Origin of the sequence: Martelella endophytica (genome assembly GCF_000960975.1) — a bacterium.
Classification (GTDB): Bacteria; Pseudomonadota; Alphaproteobacteria; order Rhizobiales; family Rhizobiaceae; genus Martelella; species Martelella endophytica.
This window is the reverse complement of sequence record NZ_CP010803.1, coordinates 451,135-470,308: the sequence shown is the minus strand read 5'-3', so window position 1 is coordinate 470,308 and position 19,174 is coordinate 451,135. Positions and strand designations below refer to the sequence as shown.

Below are 19,174 nucleotides of genomic sequence, written 5' to 3'. Positions count from 1 at the left end.
GTTTGCCGCTCATGGCAGACGCCGGTGACTTCGGTTTCAAGAACCCCGCGTGAAGTGGGAACTCGTGGGTGGAAAATGCCTTCCGCGCGCCGGATGCGACATCCGGACTTTTTTGATGCGCTTGACCTGGACTTGCCGCAACCATCAGAGGTTTTTCGCGACAGGCATGCTCACGCGGCATGCGAACAGGTGGAAAGCCTGACCGCTAAATGGCGGCAGGACTGCCAAAAGTCAAGCGACAAGTTTGTTACAGGGGCGCTGGCCGGCCAGCATTTCCCGCTTTCCGGCAAAACCGGGTCGCCTTTCGACGACAAAACCCGCCGTCTGCAGGTTGCGGCGGACAAAGCCGGCGGCGGCATAGGTTCCGAATGTGCCGCCGGGCACGGTGTGATCGAACACCGCCTGCATCAGGGGCGCGGACCACATTTCGGGATTGCGCGATGGTGCGAAACCATCGAGATACCAGGCATTGAAGGCGAGAGGCAGGGCGGCGAGGCTGGCGAGAGCATCGCCGCAGATGACGGTGAGCTGCGTCTGCTCATCGAGTTCGAGGCTGATCGTGCCGGAGGGCGCGTCCGGCCAGTGCGCGGCAAGGAGATCGCTTTCGCGCGCAATCTCCGGCCAGTGCCTGAGCGCGCGGGCGATCTCGGCAGCGGTCATCGGGAACAGTTCGAATGAGAAGAATTCAAGCCTGCCACCGGATGTGCGTAGCTCTTTCCATTGCCGGAAGGTCTCGCAGAAATTCAGCCCGGTGCCGAAGCCGAGTTCGCCGATGCGGAACGTGCCGCCATCCTGCCAGCGCTCGGCAAGCCGGTTGGCGCCGACGAAGACGTGGCCGCATTCGGCACGGCCGTCTGTTTCCGAGAAGAAGTGGTCGCCGAAGGTCTCGGAATAGGGCCGGTCGTCATCCCGCCAACTGAGCGCCTGTTTTTCTTGCATCCGTCCGCCGATTGTGGTCCATCGCCGGGCATGAATGACGCGCCCGCCCCCTCTCGTCAAATGCTCAATGTCGACCTTGCCATCGTTGGCGGCGGCATCATGGGGCTGTGGGCGGCCTATCTGGCCGAAAAGGCCGGGGTCGACACGCTTCTGATCGACAATGGCGGCCCGACGACCAGTCAGGGTCTACTCGGCGCGCTGATGGCCTATATGCCCGACCAGTGGGACGGCAAGAAAGCGTTCCAGTTCAAGGCGTTGACCGGGCTTGAGGGCGAACTTCGGCTGCTGGAGGAGGAGACCGGCCTTTCGACCGGATATCGCCGTTCCGGCCGGGTGATGCCGCTTTACACCGACCAGCAGGTGGCGACCGCACGCCTGCGGGCGGATGCCGCCGACGTCAACTGGCGCGCGGCGGGTGCCCGCTGGGCGGTGGTCGAGACGCCGCCGGTTCCGGATTGGCCCGTCAGCGACGGCGCAGCGCTCGCCTATGTCCACGAGACCTTCGCCGCCCATGTGTTCCCGCGCGCCGTCATGGCGGCGCTTCAGACGTTTCTCGCCAATGCCCGTCACGTGCGCCGGATCGATGCTACCGTCGCCGGCATCGAAGCGGCGGAAAACACGCTCCGGCTCGCCGATGGATCGTCGATCGGCTTTGCCAAGGCCATCGTCTCGGCCGGTGTCGGCGCCTTTCCACTGCTGCAGCCGCTCTGGGCGCCAACCGGGCTGCCGCTCGGCCGGCCGGTCAAGGGGCAGGCGGCGCTGCTGGCGGCAGAATGCGACCCCGGCCTGCCGATCTTTTTCGACAACGGTCTCTATGTCATCGCCCATCCGGGCGGCCGCGTTGCCATCGGTTCGACCAGCGAGGACACGTTCGAGAAACCGCACGAGACCGACGGTAAGCTCGATGCGCTGATCGCGGCGGCGCGCCGCGCCGTGCCGGCGCTCGCCGATGCGACGGTGGTCGAGCGCTGGGCGGGCCTGCGTCCCCGCGGTGTCCACCGCGAGCCGATGGTCGGCGCGATCGAGGCCTTTCCCGACATCATCGCGCTTGGCGGCGGGTTCAAGACGAGCTTCGGCATCGCCCGACGGCTTGCCGGCCATGCCATCGGCCTTGCCAGCGGTGTCACCCCTGCAGGCGAGGGGCTTCCGGATATATATGACCTGCGGTTTTATTTGCAGCGCGCCAATAAAAGTCCGAAATAATCAGTATAACCGGTAAGTCTGTCGTATCAGTGTCACTTGAATCGCGTATCGCGGGGCCAATTCAATCCCGTTTGCAGTGATCCTCGTGATGTCCCCGGACCAGAAGCGCTACGCCATTTCCTTTACGCCCGCCCCCGGTGATGCGCTTGCCATCGTCGGCGCGAACTGGATCGGCCGCAATGCCTTCTCCGGTGCTTCCATTGATCCGCCGATGATTGGCGGCCTGTATCTCGCCGAAATCGCCTATCACACCGCGGTGCCACGCCGTTACGGGTTTCAGGCGCCGCTGAAGGGGCCGTTCCATCTGGCCGATGGTATGAGCGAGGCGATGCTGCTCAACGAGATGATGCGCTTTGCCACCCTGGTGCACCCCTTCACCCTGCCGCGCATGAAGGTGGTGCGACGGAGAGAGGCGCTGGCCTTCGCGCCCGTGCTGCCCGTCCCCGCCATGGATGCGCTTGCGGCTGCCGTCGTCGATGAGTTCGACCATTTTCGCGCGCGCCTCGGCGAAGATGAACTCGAGCGGCGCGATAGCGGCGACCTCACCCCGATCCAGTTCGCCAACCTGCATCGCTGGGGCGAGCCCGACGTGATGGCGGCCTTTTCGTTCCATATGCCGCTCAGCGGGCCGCTTTCCTCCTCGGACACGGAGCGGTTCGAACGGGCGCTCGATGAGTTCTTCGGGCCGATCCTTGCCGAACCGGTCGAGGTCGACAACATCGCTCTCTTCATCGAAGAGGAGCCCGGCGCCCCCTTCCTCGTCCACTCCCTGCATCCGATGGGTGCCCTTCCGGCACGGCGCTCTGCCTAGGCTCCATCATCGCGCTTTTCCCCTTGATTCGAGCGGCGTTCTTCGCCTTACCTCTTCCGGCGACCCCGCCTGTCGGCTAACGTCGCTGAAAACAGAATTGAGGGAATGATGTACGCCGAGAAAAGTGATTATCCGCGCGATCTCGTGGGCTACGGGCGCAATGCCCCAGATCCGAAATGGCCGGGCGATGCCCGCATCGCGGTGCAGTTTGTTGTCAACTACGAGGAAGGTGGCGAATCCTGCATTCTCGACGGAGACCCGCAATCGGAATGCCTGCTGTCGGAAATTGTTGGTGCCGATGCCTGGCCCGGCCAGCGCAATCTCAACATGGAATCGCTTTACGAGTACGGTTCTCGCGCGGGCTTCTGGCGGCTGTGGCGGCTGTTCACCGGTATGGATATCCCGGTCACCGTTTATGGCGTGACGCTCGCCATGGCGCGCAATCCGGAAGCCGTCGCGGCGATGAAGGAAGCCGGCTGGGAAATCGCCAGCCACGGCCTCAGATGGCTGGAATACAAGGATTTCGACATCGAGACCGAGCGCGCCCATATCCGCGAGGCCGTGCGCCTGCACACCGAAGTGACCGGCGAGCGGCCCTATGGCCTTTACCAGGGCAAGCCTTCGGACAATACGCTGGCTCTGGTGATGGAAGAGGGTGGTTTTCTCTATTCATCCGACAGCTATTGCGATGACCTTCCCTATTGGGTGCGCACGCCGGAGGGCAAGCCCTTCCTGCGCATTCCCTATACGCTCGACAATAACGATATGCGCTTTGCCACGCCGCAGGGCTTCAATGCCGGCGACCAGTTCTTCAACTATCTGAAGGACGCCTTCGATACGCTTTACCAGGAAGGGCTCGATGGCAGCCCGAAGATGATGTCGGTCGGCCTCCACTGCCGTCTCGTCGGCAAGCCGGGTCGGGTTGCGGCGCTCAAGCGCTTCCTCGAATATGTGCAGAACCACGACAGGGTCTGGATCCCGAAGCGGATCGAGATCGCCCGTCACTGGTATGAGCATCATCTGCCGTCGGAGACCACGGAATGATCAGCAGGGATGAATTCGTCAGCCGTTTCGGCGGGGTCTATGAGCATTCGCCTTTCATTGCGGAAAGGGCCTGGGACCAGGGCAAGATTGATGAACCTTTGACCGCCTCTGGCGTCCATCAGGCGCTCAGCACCGTCTTCCGGGCGGCAAGCGAAGAGGAGCGGCTCGGCGTTCTGCGCGCCCACCCCGATCTTGCCGGAAAGCTTGCGATTGCCGGCGGCCTCACCGAGGACAGCAAGCGCGAGCAGGCGGGGGCCGGTCTCGACCGGCTGACGCCGGACGAGCACGCAGAGTTTACGCGGCTCAATTCCGCCTATATAGACAGGTTCGGTTTTCCCTTCATTATTGCGGTCGCCGGGCTCAATAAGGACGATATTCTTGCCGCCTTCAGGCGCCGCGTTGAAAATGCGGCAGCCGAGGAGCTTTCGACAGCTTCTGCAGAGGTGGAGAAGATCGCGGGCTTCCGGCTCAAGGCCCTTCTTTCGGAGTAATACATGCCAGAACAAGAAACGAGCGTTGCCCTGCCCGATTTTGCGGTTGGTGCGATCAATCTCGCCTCCGCCCGTCTCGGTGCCCGCGCGCTGTCTGCCACCGATCAGTTCTTCGCGCCGCTTTCGCGCATGCTGAAGGATGATGCGGCCGTCTTCCTGCCCGGCGAATATGACGAACACGGCAAGTGGATGGATGGCTGGGAAAGCCGCCGCAAGCGCACGCCCGGCCACGACTGGGCGATCATTCGCCTTGCCATGCCCGGCCGCATTCGCGGCTTCGATGTCGATACCTCGCATTTCACCGGCAATTATCCGCCGCAGTGTTCGATCGAGGGCTGCTTCATGGAGAAGGGCGAGGCGGACGAGAACGCCGACTGGCAGCCGATCCTGCCCGTCTCCGACCTCGGCCCCAACAGCCACCACTATTTCGAACTCGACCAGGATGCGCGCCAGCAGGTGTTCACCCATTTGCGCCTGCACATCTATCCCGATGGCGGCATCGCCCGGTTGCGGGTCTATGGCTCTGCCTATTTCAACTGGGACAAGGTCGGCGAGGGCGAGGAGATCGATCTCGCCTATATCTTCGGCGGGACCCATGCGTTGCACTGGTCGGATGCCCATTACGGCCACCCGGACCGCATGCTCGCACCCGGTCGCGGCGTCAACATGGGCGATGGCTGGGAAACGGCGCGCCGGCGCGGGCCCGGTCATGACTGGGTGATCTTCAAGCTCGGCCATCCCGGCATCATCCGCCGCATCGTCGTCGATACCGCCCATTTCAAGGGCAATTATCCCGACACCTGCATGCTGCGTGGCGCCAACCTGCCGGACCAGAAGGACATCTTCAGCGTCGAGGAACTGGGGGCTTCGGAAAACTGGGAGCCGATCCTCGATCAGACCAAGCTCCAGGCCGATCATATCCATGAATTCGGCAGCGGAGCGGTTCACAATATCGGCCCGGTGACGCATGTGCGGCTGGCGATCTACCCGGATGGCGGGGTGAGCCGCCTCAGGCTTTATGGAGTGAAGGGATGAGCATCAGGCTCGCCGTCGAACCGCTGACGCCGGAGGCCTTCCGGCCTTTCGGCACGGTGATCGCGCCCGATCCTTCGACCGTGCGCATGATCAATGGCGGGTCGACGACGCGGTTTCACGCGCTCGCCGAGGCCGAGGCTCTGGGGCCGGACGCGAAGGTGATCATCAGCCTGTTTCGCGGCAAGCCGCGCCGTTTTCCCTATCAGGTCGACATGATGGAGCGGCATCCGCTCGGCAGCCAGAGTTTTTCACCCCTCGGCCATCACCCGTTTCTGGTCGTGGTCGCCGAGGACCATGGCGGCACGCCGGCAACGCCACGGGTTTTCCGGGCCGAGGGCGGTCAGGGCGTCAACTATCGGCCGAACGTCTGGCACCATCCTTTGATGGCACTTGGTGAGGAAACCGATTTTCTGGTTGTCGACCGGGACGGACCGGGCAACAATCTGGAAGAATACAGCTATCCGGCCCTTTTTGTGATTGAGGAGGCGACACCATGACCGGCCTGACGACCCATGTACTCGATACCGCACTCGGCCAGCCCGCGAGCGACCTCAAGATCGATCTCTACCGGCTGAAGGGCCGCGACCGGATCTTCATCAAGACGGTCTTCACCAATGATGACGGCCGGGTCGATGGCGGCGCGATCGTCACTTCGGACGATCTGGAAGCCGGCCAGTATGAACTCGTCTTCCATGCCGGCGACTATCTGCGGCGCATCGGCGCCACCGTCAGCGAGCCGGCCTTCCTCGAAGACATCCCCCTGCGCTTCGCCATAGCCGACGTGACCGCGCATTACCACGTGCCGCTGCTGCTTTCGGCCCACGCCTATTCCACCTATCGCGGCAGCTGACTGATGAGGGTCGCCGCGATCGCCGATATTCACGGGAATATCGATGCGCTCGAGGCGGTGCTCGCCGATATCGCAGGCGAGAAGCCTGACCTGATCGTCAATCTCGGCGACTGTCTCTCCGGCCCGCTCGCCGCCCGCGCGACGGCCGACCGGCTGATGGCGCTCGATCTTCCAACCGTGCGCGGCAATCATGATCGCGCCCTGATCGATCGCCCGGCGGAAAAGATGGGAAGCTGGGAGCGCCCGGCCTTCGCTGAAATATCCGAACCGCATCTGGACTGGATCCGGTCGCTGCCGATGACCCTGGTGTTGGAGGGCGAAATCTACATGTGCCACGCCACGCCTGAAAACGACAACGTCATGTGGATGGAAGAGCTTCTCGACACCGGCCGCTTCTCGCTGCGTTCGCGCGCCCGGATGGAAGCCATTGCGACGGGCATCGACCAATCCCTGATCCTCTGCGGCCATTCCCATGTCGCCCGTTCGGTGATGCTCACGGATGGCCGGCTGATCGTCAATCCCGGTTCCGTCGGCTGCCCCGCCTTCCTCGACGACGAACCCTTCGACCATCGCCTCGAAACCGGAGCACCTTTCGCCAGCTACGCCCTCATCGAAAAGACCGAAGCCGGCTGGCAACCGACCTTCCGCCAACTCCGCTACGATCCGCGCCGCATGGCCGCGCTCGCAACGGAACGCGGCTATGACGATTGGGCGCGGGCGGTGAGTACGGGGTGGGTTTAGAAATCCACCTTCGCAATGATGTCCCGGTCGATGTCCTCGATGTTGCGCTTGCCGCACAGCGCCATGGTGATGTCGAGTTCCTTGCGGATGATGTCGAGGGTGCGGGTGACGCCTTTCTTGCCCATGGCGCCGAGGCCGTAGAGGTAGGGGCGGCCGATGAAGACGCCCTGGGCGCCGAGTGCGCGCGCCTTCAGCACGTCCTGGCCGGAGCGGATGCCGCCATCCATGTGGATTTCGATATCGCCGCCGACCGCCTCGACGATTTCCGGAAGCACCGAGATCGAGGAGCGGGCGCCATCGAGCTGTCGGCCGCCATGGTTGGAGACGATGATGGCATCGGCGCCGGTCTTGGCCGCCATCCTTGCGTCCTCGGCGTCGAGAACCCCCTTCAGGATCAGCTTGCCGCCCCATTGCTCACGGATCCATTCGACATCGGCCCATGAAAGCTTCGGGTCAAACTGCTCGGCCGTCCACGAGGCGAGCGAGGAGAGATCGGAGGAGGCCGGCGCATGGCCGACGATGTTGCGGAAGGTGCGGCGTTTGGTTTGCAGCATCTCAAGCGCCCAGAACGGGCGGGTGCCGACCTGCCAGACATGCTTGGGGGTGAATTTCGGCGGGGTCGAGAGGCCGTTGACGAGATCCTTGTGGCGCTGGCCGAGGATCTGCAGGTCAAGCGTTAGCACCAGCGCGCTGCAGCCCGCCGCCTTGGCGCGGCCGATCAGGCTTTTGACGAAGTCGCGATCCTTCATCACATAGAGCTGGAACCAGAACGGCTTCGTCGTGTTCTCGGCGACGTCCTCGATGGAGCAGACGCTCATGGTCGACAGCGTGAAGGGGACACCAAACTCTTCGGCTGCCTGGGCGGCGAGGATTTCGCCATCGGCATGTTGCATGCCGCAGAGCCCGGTCGGCGCCAGCGCTACCGGCATCGCGACCTTCTCGCCGATCATGGTCGTTGCGAGCGACCTGTCGGTCATGTCGACGAGGACGCGCTGGCGCAGCTTGACCTTGGCGAAGTCGGCCTCGTTGGCGCGATAAGTGCCCTCCGTCCAGGCACCCGAGTCGGCATAATCGTAGAACATCTTAGGAACGCGCCATTTGGCCCTGCGCTTCAGGTCGGCAATGGTCAAGGGTTCTGAAAACATGAATTCCTCCCGCATCAAATATAAATGATCTTATCACATATGAGTGATTATCTGCCAAGCCGCTCCGCTTTCATATTGCCGATTTGGCCGGGCTTCCCGCGACATAGGTTTCGGCAATCGCTCGATCGTCGCCGAGTGTCTGCAGCAAAAACAGTTCCTCGGCCAGCGTGGAGACCGCCTCCATCTTCAGGGCCATGGCCGGCGTTGCGCGGGCGTCGAGCACCACGATATCGGCATCGGTTCCCGTCTCCAGCGTGCCGATCCTGTCTTCGAGACCGAGCGCCTCGGCATTGCCGCGGGTCATGTAGAAGAAGCTGTCGAGCGGATTGAGGCGCTCGCCGCACAGCTGCTGGATCTTGTAGGCCTCGTCCATGGTCTTCAGCATCGAATAGCTGGTGCCGCCGCCGATGTCGGTGGCAACCGCGACGCGGACGGGCTTCTCACGCCGCTCGTAGTCCTTGAGCGCAAAGAGGCCGGAGCCGAGGAAGAGGTTCGAGGTCGGGCAGTGGACGGCGACGGCGCCGGTTTCCGACAGGAGGTCGCGCTCGCGTTCGGAGAGGTGAATGGCGTGGCCGAACAGCGTCTTGTTTCCGACGAGCCCGTAGCGGGCATAAATGTCGGTGTAATCCTTTGCCTCGGGGTAGAGTTCGAGCGCCCGCTCGATCTCGGCGCGGTTTTCGGAAAGATGCGTCTGGATGTGAAGGTCGGGGAATTCGCTCGCCAGGGCGCCGGCCATCTCCATCTGCTCGTGCGATGATGTCAGCGCGAAGCGCGGCGAGATGACCACGTGGTTACGGCCCTTGCCATGCCATTCGGCAATCACCGCCTTGGTGTCGTCATAGGAAGATTGCGGGGTGTCGGTCAGCGCTTCCGGCGCATGGCAATCCATCATCACCTTGCCGCCGAGCATCAGCATGTTGCGGCGCTGCGCCTCGGCGAAATAGGCATCGGCGGAGGCCTTGTGGACCGAGCAATAGGCTGTCGCCGTGGTCGTGCCCTGACGGATCATTTCGTCGAAGAAGGAGACGGCGATGCGGGCGCCATGGGCGGGATCGGCGAAGCGTTGTTCCTCGACGAAGGTGTAGGTGTTCAGCCATTCGAGCAGGTTCGCGGCGTAGGAGCCGACCACCTGCATCTGCGGGAAATGCAGGTGCGTGTCGATCAAGCCGGGCAGGATCAAGTGCGGTCGGTGGTCTGTGACGGCGATGCCTTCCGGCGCTTCGGCCTTCACGGTTTCGAACGGACCCGAGGCCGCGATCTTGCCATCGACAATCAGCAGGCCGCCATCCTCCTCGTATTGATAGCTCGCCGCATCGGAGAGGCTCTCCGGCCGACGATGAAACGAGAGGAGGCGCCCCCTGATGATATGCGTCATTCGTTCTTCTTTCCGCTGACGCTCGAGCGATACCAGGCGACGAGCGTTTCCCGTTCGTCCGGCGTCATGCCGGTGACGTTTCCGGGAGGCATGGCATGGCTGCGGCCGGCCTGCAAGTAGATCTGGTTGGCCCGCGAGGCGATTTCGGAATCGGTCTCGAAGCGGACATCGAGCGGCGGGCGGTGAATGCCCTCATAGACGGGCTCTGCGGCATGGCACATGGAACAGCGGGTCGAAACGATCTGCTTTGCCGCGTCGAAATGGGGGTCGCCGGCGAATTTTTCGAAGGCCGGGGCGACGGCGGTGTCGGGATTTTCCGATGTCAGCATCCGCGGCGAAGTCGAAAGCCACATGATCACGATGAAGATGATTGCCGTCAGCAGCCAGGTCCAGTTCGGCTCACCCTTGCGGGCATGCACGGTGTTGAAATAGTGGCGGATCGTGACGCCCATCAGGAACACCAGCGCCGCTATCACCCAGTTGAAGGTGGTGGCGAAGGCCAGCGGATAGTGGTTCGACAGCATGAAGAAGATGACCGGCAGGGTCAGGTAGTTGTTGTGGGTCGAGCGCTGCTTGGCCTCCTTGCCGAGCCTCGGGTCCGGCGTTCGTCCGGCCTTCAGATCCGCCACCACGATCTTCTGGTTGGGGATGATGACGAAGAACACGTTCGCCGTCATGATCGTCGCGGTGAAGGCGCCCATGTGCAGGAAGGCGGCGCGGCCGGTGAAGAGGTGGGTATAACCCCAGGCCATGAAGATCAGCAGCACGTAGAGCAGCAGCATCAGCAGCACGGTGTGCTTTCCGAGCGGCGATTTGCAGAGGTAGTGATAGAACAACCAGCCGATCGACAATGATGCCAGCGATATCAGGATGGCGATCGGGGCCGAGACATCAAGCACGCTGCGATTGACCAGGAACAGGTCGGCGCCACCGTAATAGACCAGGACCAGCATCAGGAAGCCGGAAACCCAGGTCATGTAGGATTCCCATTTGAACCAGACGAGGTGCTCCGGCATGTTGGCGGGGGCCACCATGTATTTCTGCAGGTGATAGAAGCCGCCACCATGGACCTGCCATTCCTCGCCCGAAACCCCCTCGGGCAGTCCCGGCCGCTTCACCAGCCCGAGATCGAGCGCGACGAAATAGAAGGAAGATCCGATCCAGGCGATCGCGGTGACCACGTGGAGCCAGCGCACGGCAAATTGCGCCCATTCCCAAACGATGGCGAGTTCAAACATGAATTGTGCCCCCAATAACCTTTACGTGAAGAATGATGCGCAATTCCGGCGCGAAAAAAAAGCTCTGTTTTGCAAAGAAACGCAAAGAGATAGGGCTTTGTGGTGTGGTTGCCTTTCAGGCAGGCAGGCTGCCCGCTTTTACGGCAGCGATGGCGTAAATTAGTTCAGATGCAACCAGTGCGGCAATCACGGCCGGTCTTTTGTCGGCAATGGTGCGGCCACCGACGGGCATGGTGAGGCGGGCAAGTTCGTGTTCGCTCAGGCTTTCGCTGCGGGCATGGCTGAGATAGGTCGCCCGCTTGGTTTTCGATCCGATCATGCCGCAATAGGCAAGGTCGTCCCGCCTCAGCGCCTCGTTGGCGATCAGGAAATCCAGCGCATGGTCGTGGGTGAGGATGACGGCCGCGCCACCGGCAGGAATATTCGCCACTTCTGCCTCGGGCATCGGCGAAAGTCGCCGGGCGATGCCGTCGGGCAGGTTTTCCAACATTTCGGCCCGCGTCTCGACCATGGTCACATGGAAGGGAAGCGGCATGAGGGCGGTGGCCAGAGCATCGCCGACATGGCCACCACCGAAGATGAAGACGGCGGGCTGGCGGGCTTCTTTCGCATCCATTGCCGCAAGCAACGCTTCCGTCGTCTGTTCATCTGCGGAGGCGAAGGAAATCAGGGTGCGGCCACCGCAGCACTGGCCGATTTCCGGGCCGAGCGCGATATCGAGCTGCCGCTCCATCGGCCGTCCGGCAAGCATAGCCCGTGCGTGATCGATGGCCATATATTCAAGCTGCCCGCCGCCGATCGTGCCGCAGGCCGAAGTGGCCGACACGACCATCACGGCGCCTGCCTCGCGTGGGGTCGAGCCTTTGACGCTGGCCACCGTGACGATCACGGCATCCGGGTTTTCGGCCAGGAACTGCCGAAAAATGGCGGCTTCCTGCATGGCTCAGGCCTTCTTCATCCGCTCCACCGCCATCAGTACGCGCTCCGGTGTGGCCGGTGCATCGAGTTTCGGGCAGATGCGGTAGTCTGCAACGCTTGCGACAGCCATGGAGATCGCCTCCAGTGCGGAGATCGCCAGCATGAAGGGCGGTTCGCCGACGGCCTTGGAGCGGCCGATCGTCGGCTCGCGGTTTTCGCCGAAATCCGCAAGCTTGACGTTGAAGATCTTCGGCCGGTCGGAGGCGAGCGGGATCTTGTAGGTGGAGGGCGCATGGGTTCTGAGCCGCCCCTTGTCGTCCCACCAGAGTTCTTCGGTCGTCAGCCAGCCCATGCCCTGCACGAAGCCGCCCTCGATCTGGCCGATGTCGATCGTCGGGTTCAGCGAGCGGCCGGCATCGTGGAGGATGTCGGTGCGGTCGAACATGTATTCGCCGGTCAGCGTGTCGATCGACACTTCTGTGCAGGCCGCGCCATAGGCGAAATAGTAGAACGGCCGGCCCTTGCCGGCGGCGCGGTCCCAGTGGATCTTCGGGGTCTTGTAGAAACCGGCCGCCGAAAGCTGGACGCGGGCGAAATAGGCCTTCTTGACGAGATCCGGGAAGGGGATTTCCTCGGTGCCGATGCGCACGCGGTTCGGCAGGAACGCGATGTCTTCGGGTGAAACCTGCCAGTGCTCGGCGGCAAAGGCTGCCAGCCGGTCGCGGATCTGCATCGCGCCGTTATAGGCCGCCATGCCGTTGAGGTCGGAGCCGGAGGAGGCGGCCGTGGCCGAGGTGTTCGGCACCTTGCCGGTCGTCGTCGCGGTGATCTTTATCTTTTCGAGGTCGATCTTGAAGACGTCGGCGACGACCTGCGCGACCTTGATGTAGAGCCCCTGGCCCATCTCCGTGCCGCCATGATTGAGCTGCACCGAGCCGTCCTGATAGACGTGGACGAGGGCGCCCGCCTGGTTGAAGGCGGTCATGGTGAACGAGATGCCGAACTTCACCGGCGTCAGCGCGATGCCCTTTTTGATGACCGGGCTCTTCTTGTTGAAATCGATGATCGCCTGCCGGCGGGCGCGATAGTCGGCGCTTGTCTCGAGTTCCTCGACCAGCGGCAGGATGATGTTGTCCTCCACCGTCTGATGGTAGGGCGTTACATCGCGGCCGGAAGCATTGTCGCCGTAGAAATTGGCCTTGCGGATATCGAGCGGGTCCTTGCCGAGCGCGTAGGCGATTTCCTCGATCATCCGTTCGCCGGCAAGCATGCCCTGCGGCCCGCCGAAACCGCGATAGGCGGTGTTCGAGCAGGTATGGGTCTTCAGCGGACGCGAGACGAGGTGGACATTCGGATAGTAGTAGGAGCTGTCGGCGTGAAACAGCGTCCGGTCGGTCACCGGGCCCGAAAGGTCGGATGAAAAGCCGCAGCGGGCGGCAAGCGTCATGTCGACGGCATCGATGACGCCCTCATCGCTGAAACCGACATCGTAGAAGGCCACGAAATCGTGGCGCTTGCCGGTGATCATCATGTCCTCGTCCCGGTCGGGACGGACCTTGATGGCGCGGTTCAGCTTCTTGGCGGCAAGCGCGGCGATCGCGGCAAAGCCATTGCCCTGCGTTTCCTTGCCGCCGAAGCCGCCGCCCATGCGGCGCTGGTAGACGGTGACGGCGTTCGAGGGGATGGCCAGCACATGGCCGACGATGTGCTGGATCTCGCTCGGATGCTGGGTCGAGGCCCAGACCGCGACCTCATCGTCTTCGCCGGGAATGGCGAGCGAGATCTGGCCCTCGAGATAGAAGTGCTCCTGGCCGCCGATTTCCATTTCGCCCTGAATGCGCTTCGGCGCAGCAGTCAGTGCGGCTGTCGCGTCGCCGCGTTGGAGCGTCATCGGGGTGATGACGTTCGGCGCGTTATTGGCGATTGCCTCGCGCACGCTGGTCCAGAACGGCAGGTCTTCATAGGTGATTTCGGCGAGGTGCGCCGCAGACCGGGCCTGCTGCCGGGTTTCGGCGATGACAGCGAAGATGATCTGGCCGTGATATTCGACCACGTCATGGGCAAAGAGCGGCTCGTCGTGATGGCCCCCGGACGAGATGTCGTTGACGCCGGGCACGTCCTCCGCGGTCAGCACCGCCACCACGCCGGGGGCGGCGCGAACGGCTTCCAGGTCCATTGCCACGATCTTTGCATGCGGGCGCGCAGAAAGGCCGAGGCCGACATGCAGCAGGCCGGCGGGTTCGGGAATGTCATCGATATATTCGGCGGTGCCGGCCACATGCTTGTGGGCGGAATCGTGAACGCGAGGCTTATGCATGCCGCCGGATATTTCGGCCTTCAGCAGGGTATCGTTCTGCTTGTCCATGCTCACGCCTCCTCGGTTTCGAAACGGGAAAGCTGGTGCCGCTCGCCGCCGGTTTCGAGAAAGAAGCGCGTCAAGAGGTTCTTCGCCGAAAGCATCCGGTATTCTGCCGTCGCGCGCATGTCGGTCATCGGCGTGAAATCGCTTTCGAAGGCGGCGCGGGCGGCCTCGATCGTCTCCATCGTCCATGGCTTTCCGGCAAGTGCGGCTTCGACACGGGAGGCCCGCTTCGGAATACCGGCCATGCCGCCAAAGGCAATGCGGATGGTCCCGGCCGTGCCGTCATCGGCAAGCTTCAGGAAGAAGGCGCCACAGACGGCGGAAATATCCTCCTCGCGACGCTTGGAAATCTTGTAGACCTCGTAGCGGCTGCCTTCGGAGAGCTTCGGCACGGTGATGGAGAGCACGAATTCGCCCGGCCGCCGGTCCTGCTTGCCGTAATCAAGGAAGTAATCCTGAAGCGAGATCGAGCGATGGCCTTCCGCCGATTGCAGCGTCAGCGTTGCACCAAGCGCGATCAGCGCCGGTGGCGTATCGCCGATCGGGGAACCATTGGCGACATTGCCGCCGATCGTGCCCATGTTGCGCACCTGTTCGCCGCCGAGCCTGTCGAGGAGGCTGGCAAGGGCCGGGATCTTGCCGGCGAGCGCCGGCGGCGCCTCGGAATAGGTGACGCCCGCACCGATGATGAAGGTGTCGTCGGTCTCGGTAATGGTCTGCAGCTCTTCCAGATGATTGATGAACACCATCGGGTTCAGCTTGCGCATCTGCTTGGTTACCCATAGCCCGACATCGGTCGAGCCGGCGATGATGGTGGCATCGCGATATTCGGAAAGCGTTTCGGCAAGGGCTGCGACCGAGCCCGGAATGATCGCGCGCGAGGTCTCGTCGCCGACGACGATGGTCTCGCCCGTTTTCAGCGCCGCAAGCCTGGTCATGACGCTGTCGCGCTCGCGGGCGATCGCGTCGAAGGCGGGGTCCGGCCGGTGAGCGCTCGCCGCTTCCGCGGCCTTGATGATCGGCTCGTAACCGGTGCAGCGACAGAGATTGCCCTGCAGCGCCTTTTCGATGGCGCGGCGCGAGGGCTTCTCGTTTTCCATCCACAGCGCATAGAGCGACATCACGATGCCCGGCGTGCAAAAGCCGCATTGCGAGCCGTTGAGATCGACCATCGCCTGCTGGACCGGGTGCAGCGTACCGTCCTTTGCGGCCAGATGTTCGATCGTCACCACGTGTGTGGCGTTGAGCGAGGCGGTGAAGCGGATGCAGGCATTGACCGTTTCATAGACGAGCTTGCCGCGCACCAGCCGGCCGACCAGCACCGTGCAGGCGCCGCAGTCTCCCTCCGCGCAGCCTTCCTTCGATCCCGTCAACCGGCGCTCGATGCGCAGATAGTCCAGAAGCGTCGAGCTTGGCGAAAGCCGGTCGATTGCGACATCGCGGTCGTTCAGTATGAAACGTATCGTCATCAAATGTCCTTCAGCAGGGTGGCCGGCTTTACTGCGCGGTCCAGCCGCCATCAATCGAAATATGCGTACCGGTGATCTGGGAGGCCGCATCGCTCGCGAGATAAAGCGCGGCCGCGGCAATCTGCTCCACCGTGACGAACTGCTTGGTCGGCTGGGCGGCGAGCAGCACGTCGGTCTTCACCTGCTCCTCGGTCAGGCCGCGGGCCTTGGCCGTATCGGGGATCTGCCGCTCCACCAGCGGGGTCAGCACATAGCCGGGACAGATAGCGTTGACGGTGATGCTCTGCTGCGCCAGTTCCAGCGCCACCGTCTTGGTCAGCCCCATCATGCCGTGCTTGGCCGCGACATAGGCCGATTTGAACGGCGAGGCGACGAGGCCGTGGGCCGAAACGACGTTGATGATGCGGCCGGAACCCGCTTTCTTCATCAGCGGCACGGCGTGGTGGATGGTATGGTAGGAACTGGTGAGATTGATCGCGATGATCCGGTCCCATTTGTCGGCCGGAAAATCCTCGATTGCGCTGACATATTGTATGCCGGCATTGTTGACCAGAATATCGACGCCGCCGAAGGTCTTGCCGGCCGTGGCGATCAGGTCGGCGATCTCGTCGGGTTTGGTCATGTCGGCCGGATGATAGGCGACGGACGCCGCGCCGAGCTTTTCAAGCGCTGCGACGGCCTCCGCGATTTCGGCCTCGCTGCCGAAGCCGTTCAGCATGATGTTTTCGCCGGCCTTCGCGAAGCCTGCGGCGATGCCGAGCCCGATGCCGCTCGTTGAACCAGTGATAACGACGGTGCGCGCCATGTCCTGAAACTCATTCCGTTCTGTCGATTTATGACAAAGGTTAAGCGCAATCCGTAAGCCATGCAATCGCCCGGAGGTCCCTGAATGCAGCGGGTCCCGAAAAATTTTGACCGGCCGGTCGTTTTTTCTTTGGCTCTCGAGGCGACGCAATGCACCCGGATCTAGAGGTCCACTTCAGACGCGAAGCGCATGAAGAGATAGAATGCCGTTACATAGGCAGCGCTGCGCATATGCCAGACCAGCGAAACGACCGGGTAGAACTCCCATTCCCTGTCGCTCGAAGGCAGGCGGATGGTGAATGAGCGTCCCCGCTTGCCGAGCATGCCGATCGCCACGAAGCTCGCAAAGGCCATCGCGACGAAGGCAATTCCCTCCGTTTCCGTCACCATCGCGGCGAAGAGGGCAAATGAGGTGATGAGTGCGAAAAGGGCAGCCGCGCGCAGCAGAACACGGAAGGAATAGCGCAGGTGACCGCCTTTCGTGGTATCTTCCTCGGAGGCTTTGGCCCACGGAATAACGGCTTTCAGAAACACCCTGAGCGAAGAGCCGAGATTGGCCTGCCCGATGTCCAGGATAGCGACCATCGCGATATAGAACAGCGTCAAGAACAATCCGAACACAGGCGCCATCACGCTGGCGCATCCGACGGATGCCGCGCATTCATCATATTCCATCGCCCCTCGCTCTCCGCTGCTTTCCCCTTGCCCATCTTGCAGGTGTCATGCGCGTATTTCAACGCGGTGGCATCGCAGGTCTTTGTCGGAGGGTGGGACGTTGCCGGCAAGCGCAGATCACGATAGCTGAACAATGCGTCAACCCCGGTCGGGCAATGACATTCCGCTCCGATTGCTCCATATCCTGATAAACCGCATTTGTGCCCTCCGGCACTGAAAGGGATGGATCATGGAACTGGGTGTTTTCACATTTGCCGACGTCGACCCGTCTGACGGTATCGACCGGGGTCGCGAGGCCGAGCGGCGGATGAAGGAGCTGATGGCGGAGATCAGGCTTGCCGATGAGGTCGGGCTCGACGTCTTCGGCCTCGGCGAGCATCACCGCGTCGACTATCTCATCTCATCGCCCGCCACCGTGCTTGCCGCCGCTGCGGCGCAGACGAAGAACATCCGCCTCACCAGCGCGGTGTCGATCCTTTCCTCCGACGATCCGGTACGCGTGTTCCAGCAGTTTTCCTCCGTCGATCTGGTTTCGGGCGGTCGGGCGGAAATCATGGCGGGGCGGGGCTCCTTTATCGAAAGCTTCCCGCTGTTCGGCTATCCGCTGGAGGCCTATGACGCGCTGTTCGAGGAGAAGATCGATCTTCTTCTGAAGATCCGCGAAAACGAGAAGGTCACGTGGTCCGGCAAGACCCGGCCGCCGATCAACAATCTCGGCGTCTATCCGCGTCCGGTGCAGAACCCGCTGCCGGTGTGGATCGCCGCCGGCGGCACGCCGCAGTCAATGGCGCGCGCCGGCTTCCTCGGCCTGCCGCTGATCATCGCCATCCTCGGCGGCCAGCCGCGCCGGTTTGCGCCGCTTTTCGATATCCACCGCCAGGCCGGCGAACAGGCGGGCCACGATCCTGCGACACTGAAGCGTGCGATCTCCGTCCACGGCTTTCTCGCCGATACCACCCAGCAGGCAGCCGATATCTTCTTCGAGCCGCAGAAGGCGGTGATGGACCGCATCGGCCGCGAGCGTGGCTGGGGCCCGCAGAGCCGGGCGCAATATGATGCCTCGATCGGCCCGGAAGGTGCGATCTTTGTCGGAAGCCCGGAAGATCTTGCAAGGAAGATCGTCACTCACCAGCGTATCTTCGGGCTCGATCGGTTCATGATCCAGTTCGCCGTGGGGCTTGTGCCCCATGCCGAATTGTTGCATGCCATCGAACTCTTCGGCACGAAGGTCGCGCCGATGGTGAAGGACATGCTGGCGACGGACAAGCCGGCCTGAAACGGCTGAACTGAGAGACGGATGATTATCGAAACGGAAGACGAGCTCGCGGCGCTGAAAGACATCGGCCGTATTTGCGCGACCGCGGTTGAAGTGATGGCGAAGGCGCTCGAGCCCGGCATCACCACGCTGGAACTCGATAACATCGGCCGCAAGGTGCTCGATGATAACGGCGCCCGTTCCGCGCCGGAGGTGACCTACCAGTTTCCCGGCGCCACCTGCATTTCCGTCAACGAGGAGGTCGCTCACGGCATTCCGGGCGACCGGGCGATCCGCCCGGGCGATCTCGTCAATATCGATGTGTCGGCGGAGAAGAACGGCTTCTTTTCCGATACCGGCGCCTCTTTCGCGGTGCCGCCTGTGACTTCCAAGATCAAGCGCCTGTGCCGCGACGGCAAGCGGGCGATGTGGACCGGCATCAACCAGGTGAAGCCGGGCGCCGGCTTTTCCGAGATCGGCGACGCGATCGGCGACTTCGCCAGGAAAAACCGCTATTCGCTGATCCGCAACCTTGCAAGCCACGGCGTCGGCCGGTCGCTGCATGAGGAGCCGTCGGAGCTTTCCACCTGGCCGGATCGTGCCGAGCGGCGGACGATTGCCGAGGGGCAGGTGTTCACGGTCGAGCCGTTTCTGTCGCTGGGTGGTGAATGGGCCGAGGAAGAGGAGCGCGAATGGGTGCTCTATTCCGTGCCGCGGGCGCTGACCGTCCAGTTCGAGCACACCATCGTCGCGACCCGTAACGGTCCGCTGGTGCTGACGCTTCTTGACGGGAACTGAGGTCCGCTGTCGACCCTTTCC

At 62.8% G+C, this 19,174-nt stretch carries 19 protein-coding genes; 10 read left to right on the top strand and 9 right to left on the bottom strand.

Features of this window, described 5'->3' with window-relative positions; all coding sequences use genetic code 11:
- Positions 1 to 231: 231 nt before the first annotated feature.
- Entirely contained in the window at positions 232 to 939 is a 708-nt protein-coding gene (gene mnmC2 / locus TM49_RS02170) for a tRNA (5-methylaminomethyl-2-thiouridine)(34)-methyltransferase MnmC2 (protein WP_045679343.1), read from the bottom strand.
- Between the two features lie 30 nt (positions 940 to 969).
- Between mnmC2 and TM49_RS02165 the strand changes: the two genes are divergently transcribed.
- From TM49_RS02165 to TM49_RS02130, 8 genes are all read left to right on the top strand, one after another.
- Positions 970 to 2,142, top strand: coding sequence for an NAD(P)/FAD-dependent oxidoreductase (locus TM49_RS02165; protein WP_045679342.1), 1,173 nt, complete (start codon positions 970 to 972; stop codon positions 2,140 to 2,142).
- 88 nt (positions 2,143 to 2,230) lie between these two features.
- A complete protein-coding gene (locus tag TM49_RS02160) occupies positions 2,231 to 2,953 on the top strand; it encodes a DUF1045 domain-containing protein (protein WP_045679341.1) in 723 nt (240 codons plus the stop codon).
- A gap of 108 nt (positions 2,954 to 3,061) precedes the next feature.
- The gene (puuE, locus tag TM49_RS02155; protein ID WP_045679340.1) at positions 3,062 to 3,997 is read left to right on the top strand and encodes an allantoinase PuuE; all 936 of its coding nucleotides are present in this window, start codon (positions 3,062 to 3,064) and stop codon (positions 3,995 to 3,997) included.
- On the top strand, positions 3,994 to 4,488 hold the full coding sequence (gene uraD / locus TM49_RS02150; protein WP_045679339.1) for a 2-oxo-4-hydroxy-4-carboxy-5-ureidoimidazoline decarboxylase: 495 nt from the start codon (positions 3,994 to 3,996) through the stop codon (positions 4,486 to 4,488). Before puuE ends, uraD begins: the two co-directional genes overlap by 4 nt.
- A gap of 3 nt (positions 4,489 to 4,491) precedes the next feature.
- Positions 4,492 to 5,523: an allantoicase gene (alc, locus tag TM49_RS02145; protein ID WP_045679338.1), complete on the top strand. Its 1,032-nt coding sequence runs from the start codon at positions 4,492 to 4,494 to the stop codon at positions 5,521 to 5,523.
- Complete coding sequence (locus TM49_RS02140) at positions 5,520 to 6,020, top strand: ureidoglycolate lyase (protein ID WP_045679337.1); 501 nt, start codon at positions 5,520 to 5,522, stop codon at positions 6,018 to 6,020. Before alc ends, TM49_RS02140 begins: the two co-directional genes overlap by 4 nt.
- Complete coding sequence (gene uraH, locus TM49_RS02135) at positions 6,017 to 6,373, top strand: hydroxyisourate hydrolase (RefSeq protein ID WP_045679336.1); 357 nt, start codon at positions 6,017 to 6,019, stop codon at positions 6,371 to 6,373. The genes TM49_RS02140 and uraH overlap by 4 nt, the downstream gene beginning before the upstream one ends.
- Before the next feature lie 3 nt (positions 6,374 to 6,376).
- Positions 6,377 to 7,114, top strand: a complete 738-nt coding sequence (locus tag TM49_RS02130; RefSeq protein WP_045679335.1) for a metallophosphoesterase family protein — start codon at positions 6,377 to 6,379, stop codon at positions 7,112 to 7,114.
- On the opposite strand, the gene TM49_RS02125 is transcribed toward TM49_RS02130, so the two are convergent.
- From TM49_RS02125 to TM49_RS02090, 8 genes are all read right to left on the bottom strand, one after another.
- Positions 7,111 to 8,274 (bottom strand): alpha-hydroxy acid oxidase, encoded by a 1,164-nt coding sequence (locus TM49_RS02125; RefSeq protein ID WP_162484888.1) that lies wholly within the window; start codon positions 8,272 to 8,274, stop codon positions 7,111 to 7,113. The genes TM49_RS02130 and TM49_RS02125 overlap by 4 nt on opposite strands.
- 55 nt (positions 8,275 to 8,329) lie before the next feature.
- Positions 8,330 to 9,634: a guanine deaminase gene (gene guaD / locus TM49_RS02120; RefSeq protein WP_045679334.1), complete on the bottom strand. Its 1,305-nt coding sequence runs from the start codon at positions 9,632 to 9,634 to the stop codon at positions 8,330 to 8,332.
- Positions 9,631 to 10,872 carry a urate hydroxylase PuuD gene (locus tag TM49_RS02115; protein WP_045679333.1) on the bottom strand — a complete coding sequence of 414 codons (1,242 nt, stop codon included), beginning with the start codon at positions 10,870 to 10,872 and terminating at the stop codon, positions 9,631 to 9,633. The genes guaD and TM49_RS02115 overlap by 4 nt, the downstream gene beginning before the upstream one ends.
- Positions 10,873 to 10,987: 115 nt before the next feature.
- Positions 10,988 to 11,812, bottom strand: coding sequence for a xanthine dehydrogenase accessory protein XdhC (gene xdhC / locus TM49_RS02110; RefSeq protein ID WP_045679332.1), 825 nt, complete (start codon positions 11,810 to 11,812; stop codon positions 10,988 to 10,990).
- A 3-nt stretch (positions 11,813 to 11,815) separates the two neighbouring features.
- On the bottom strand, positions 11,816 to 14,155 hold the full coding sequence (xdhB, locus tag TM49_RS02105; RefSeq protein ID WP_045679331.1) for a xanthine dehydrogenase molybdopterin binding subunit: 2,340 nt from the start codon (positions 14,153 to 14,155) through the stop codon (positions 11,816 to 11,818).
- A 2-nt stretch (positions 14,156 to 14,157) separates the two neighbouring features.
- Positions 14,158 to 15,621 (bottom strand): xanthine dehydrogenase small subunit, encoded by a 1,464-nt coding sequence (gene xdhA, locus TM49_RS02100; protein WP_045679330.1) that lies wholly within the window; start codon positions 15,619 to 15,621, stop codon positions 14,158 to 14,160.
- Positions 15,622 to 15,649: 28 nt separating this feature from the next.
- Positions 15,650 to 16,426, bottom strand: a complete 777-nt coding sequence (locus tag TM49_RS02095) for a 3-hydroxybutyrate dehydrogenase (protein WP_045679329.1) — start codon at positions 16,424 to 16,426, stop codon at positions 15,650 to 15,652.
- Between the two features lie 161 nt (positions 16,427 to 16,587).
- Entirely contained in the window at positions 16,588 to 17,100 is a 513-nt protein-coding gene (locus TM49_RS02090) for a hypothetical protein (protein ID WP_045679328.1), read from the bottom strand.
- Positions 17,101 to 17,329: 229 nt separating this feature from the next.
- Between TM49_RS02090 and TM49_RS02085 the strand changes: the two genes are divergently transcribed.
- Both TM49_RS02085 and map read left to right on the top strand, forming a co-directional pair.
- Positions 17,330 to 18,376, top strand: a complete 1,047-nt coding sequence (locus TM49_RS02085; protein ID WP_045679327.1) for an LLM class flavin-dependent oxidoreductase — start codon at positions 17,330 to 17,332, stop codon at positions 18,374 to 18,376.
- A gap of 21 nt (positions 18,377 to 18,397) precedes the next feature.
- The gene (gene map, locus TM49_RS02080) at positions 18,398 to 19,153 is read left to right on the top strand and encodes a type I methionyl aminopeptidase (RefSeq protein ID WP_045679326.1); all 756 of its coding nucleotides are present in this window, start codon (positions 18,398 to 18,400) and stop codon (positions 19,151 to 19,153) included.
- Positions 19,154 to 19,174: the final 21 nt, after the last annotated feature.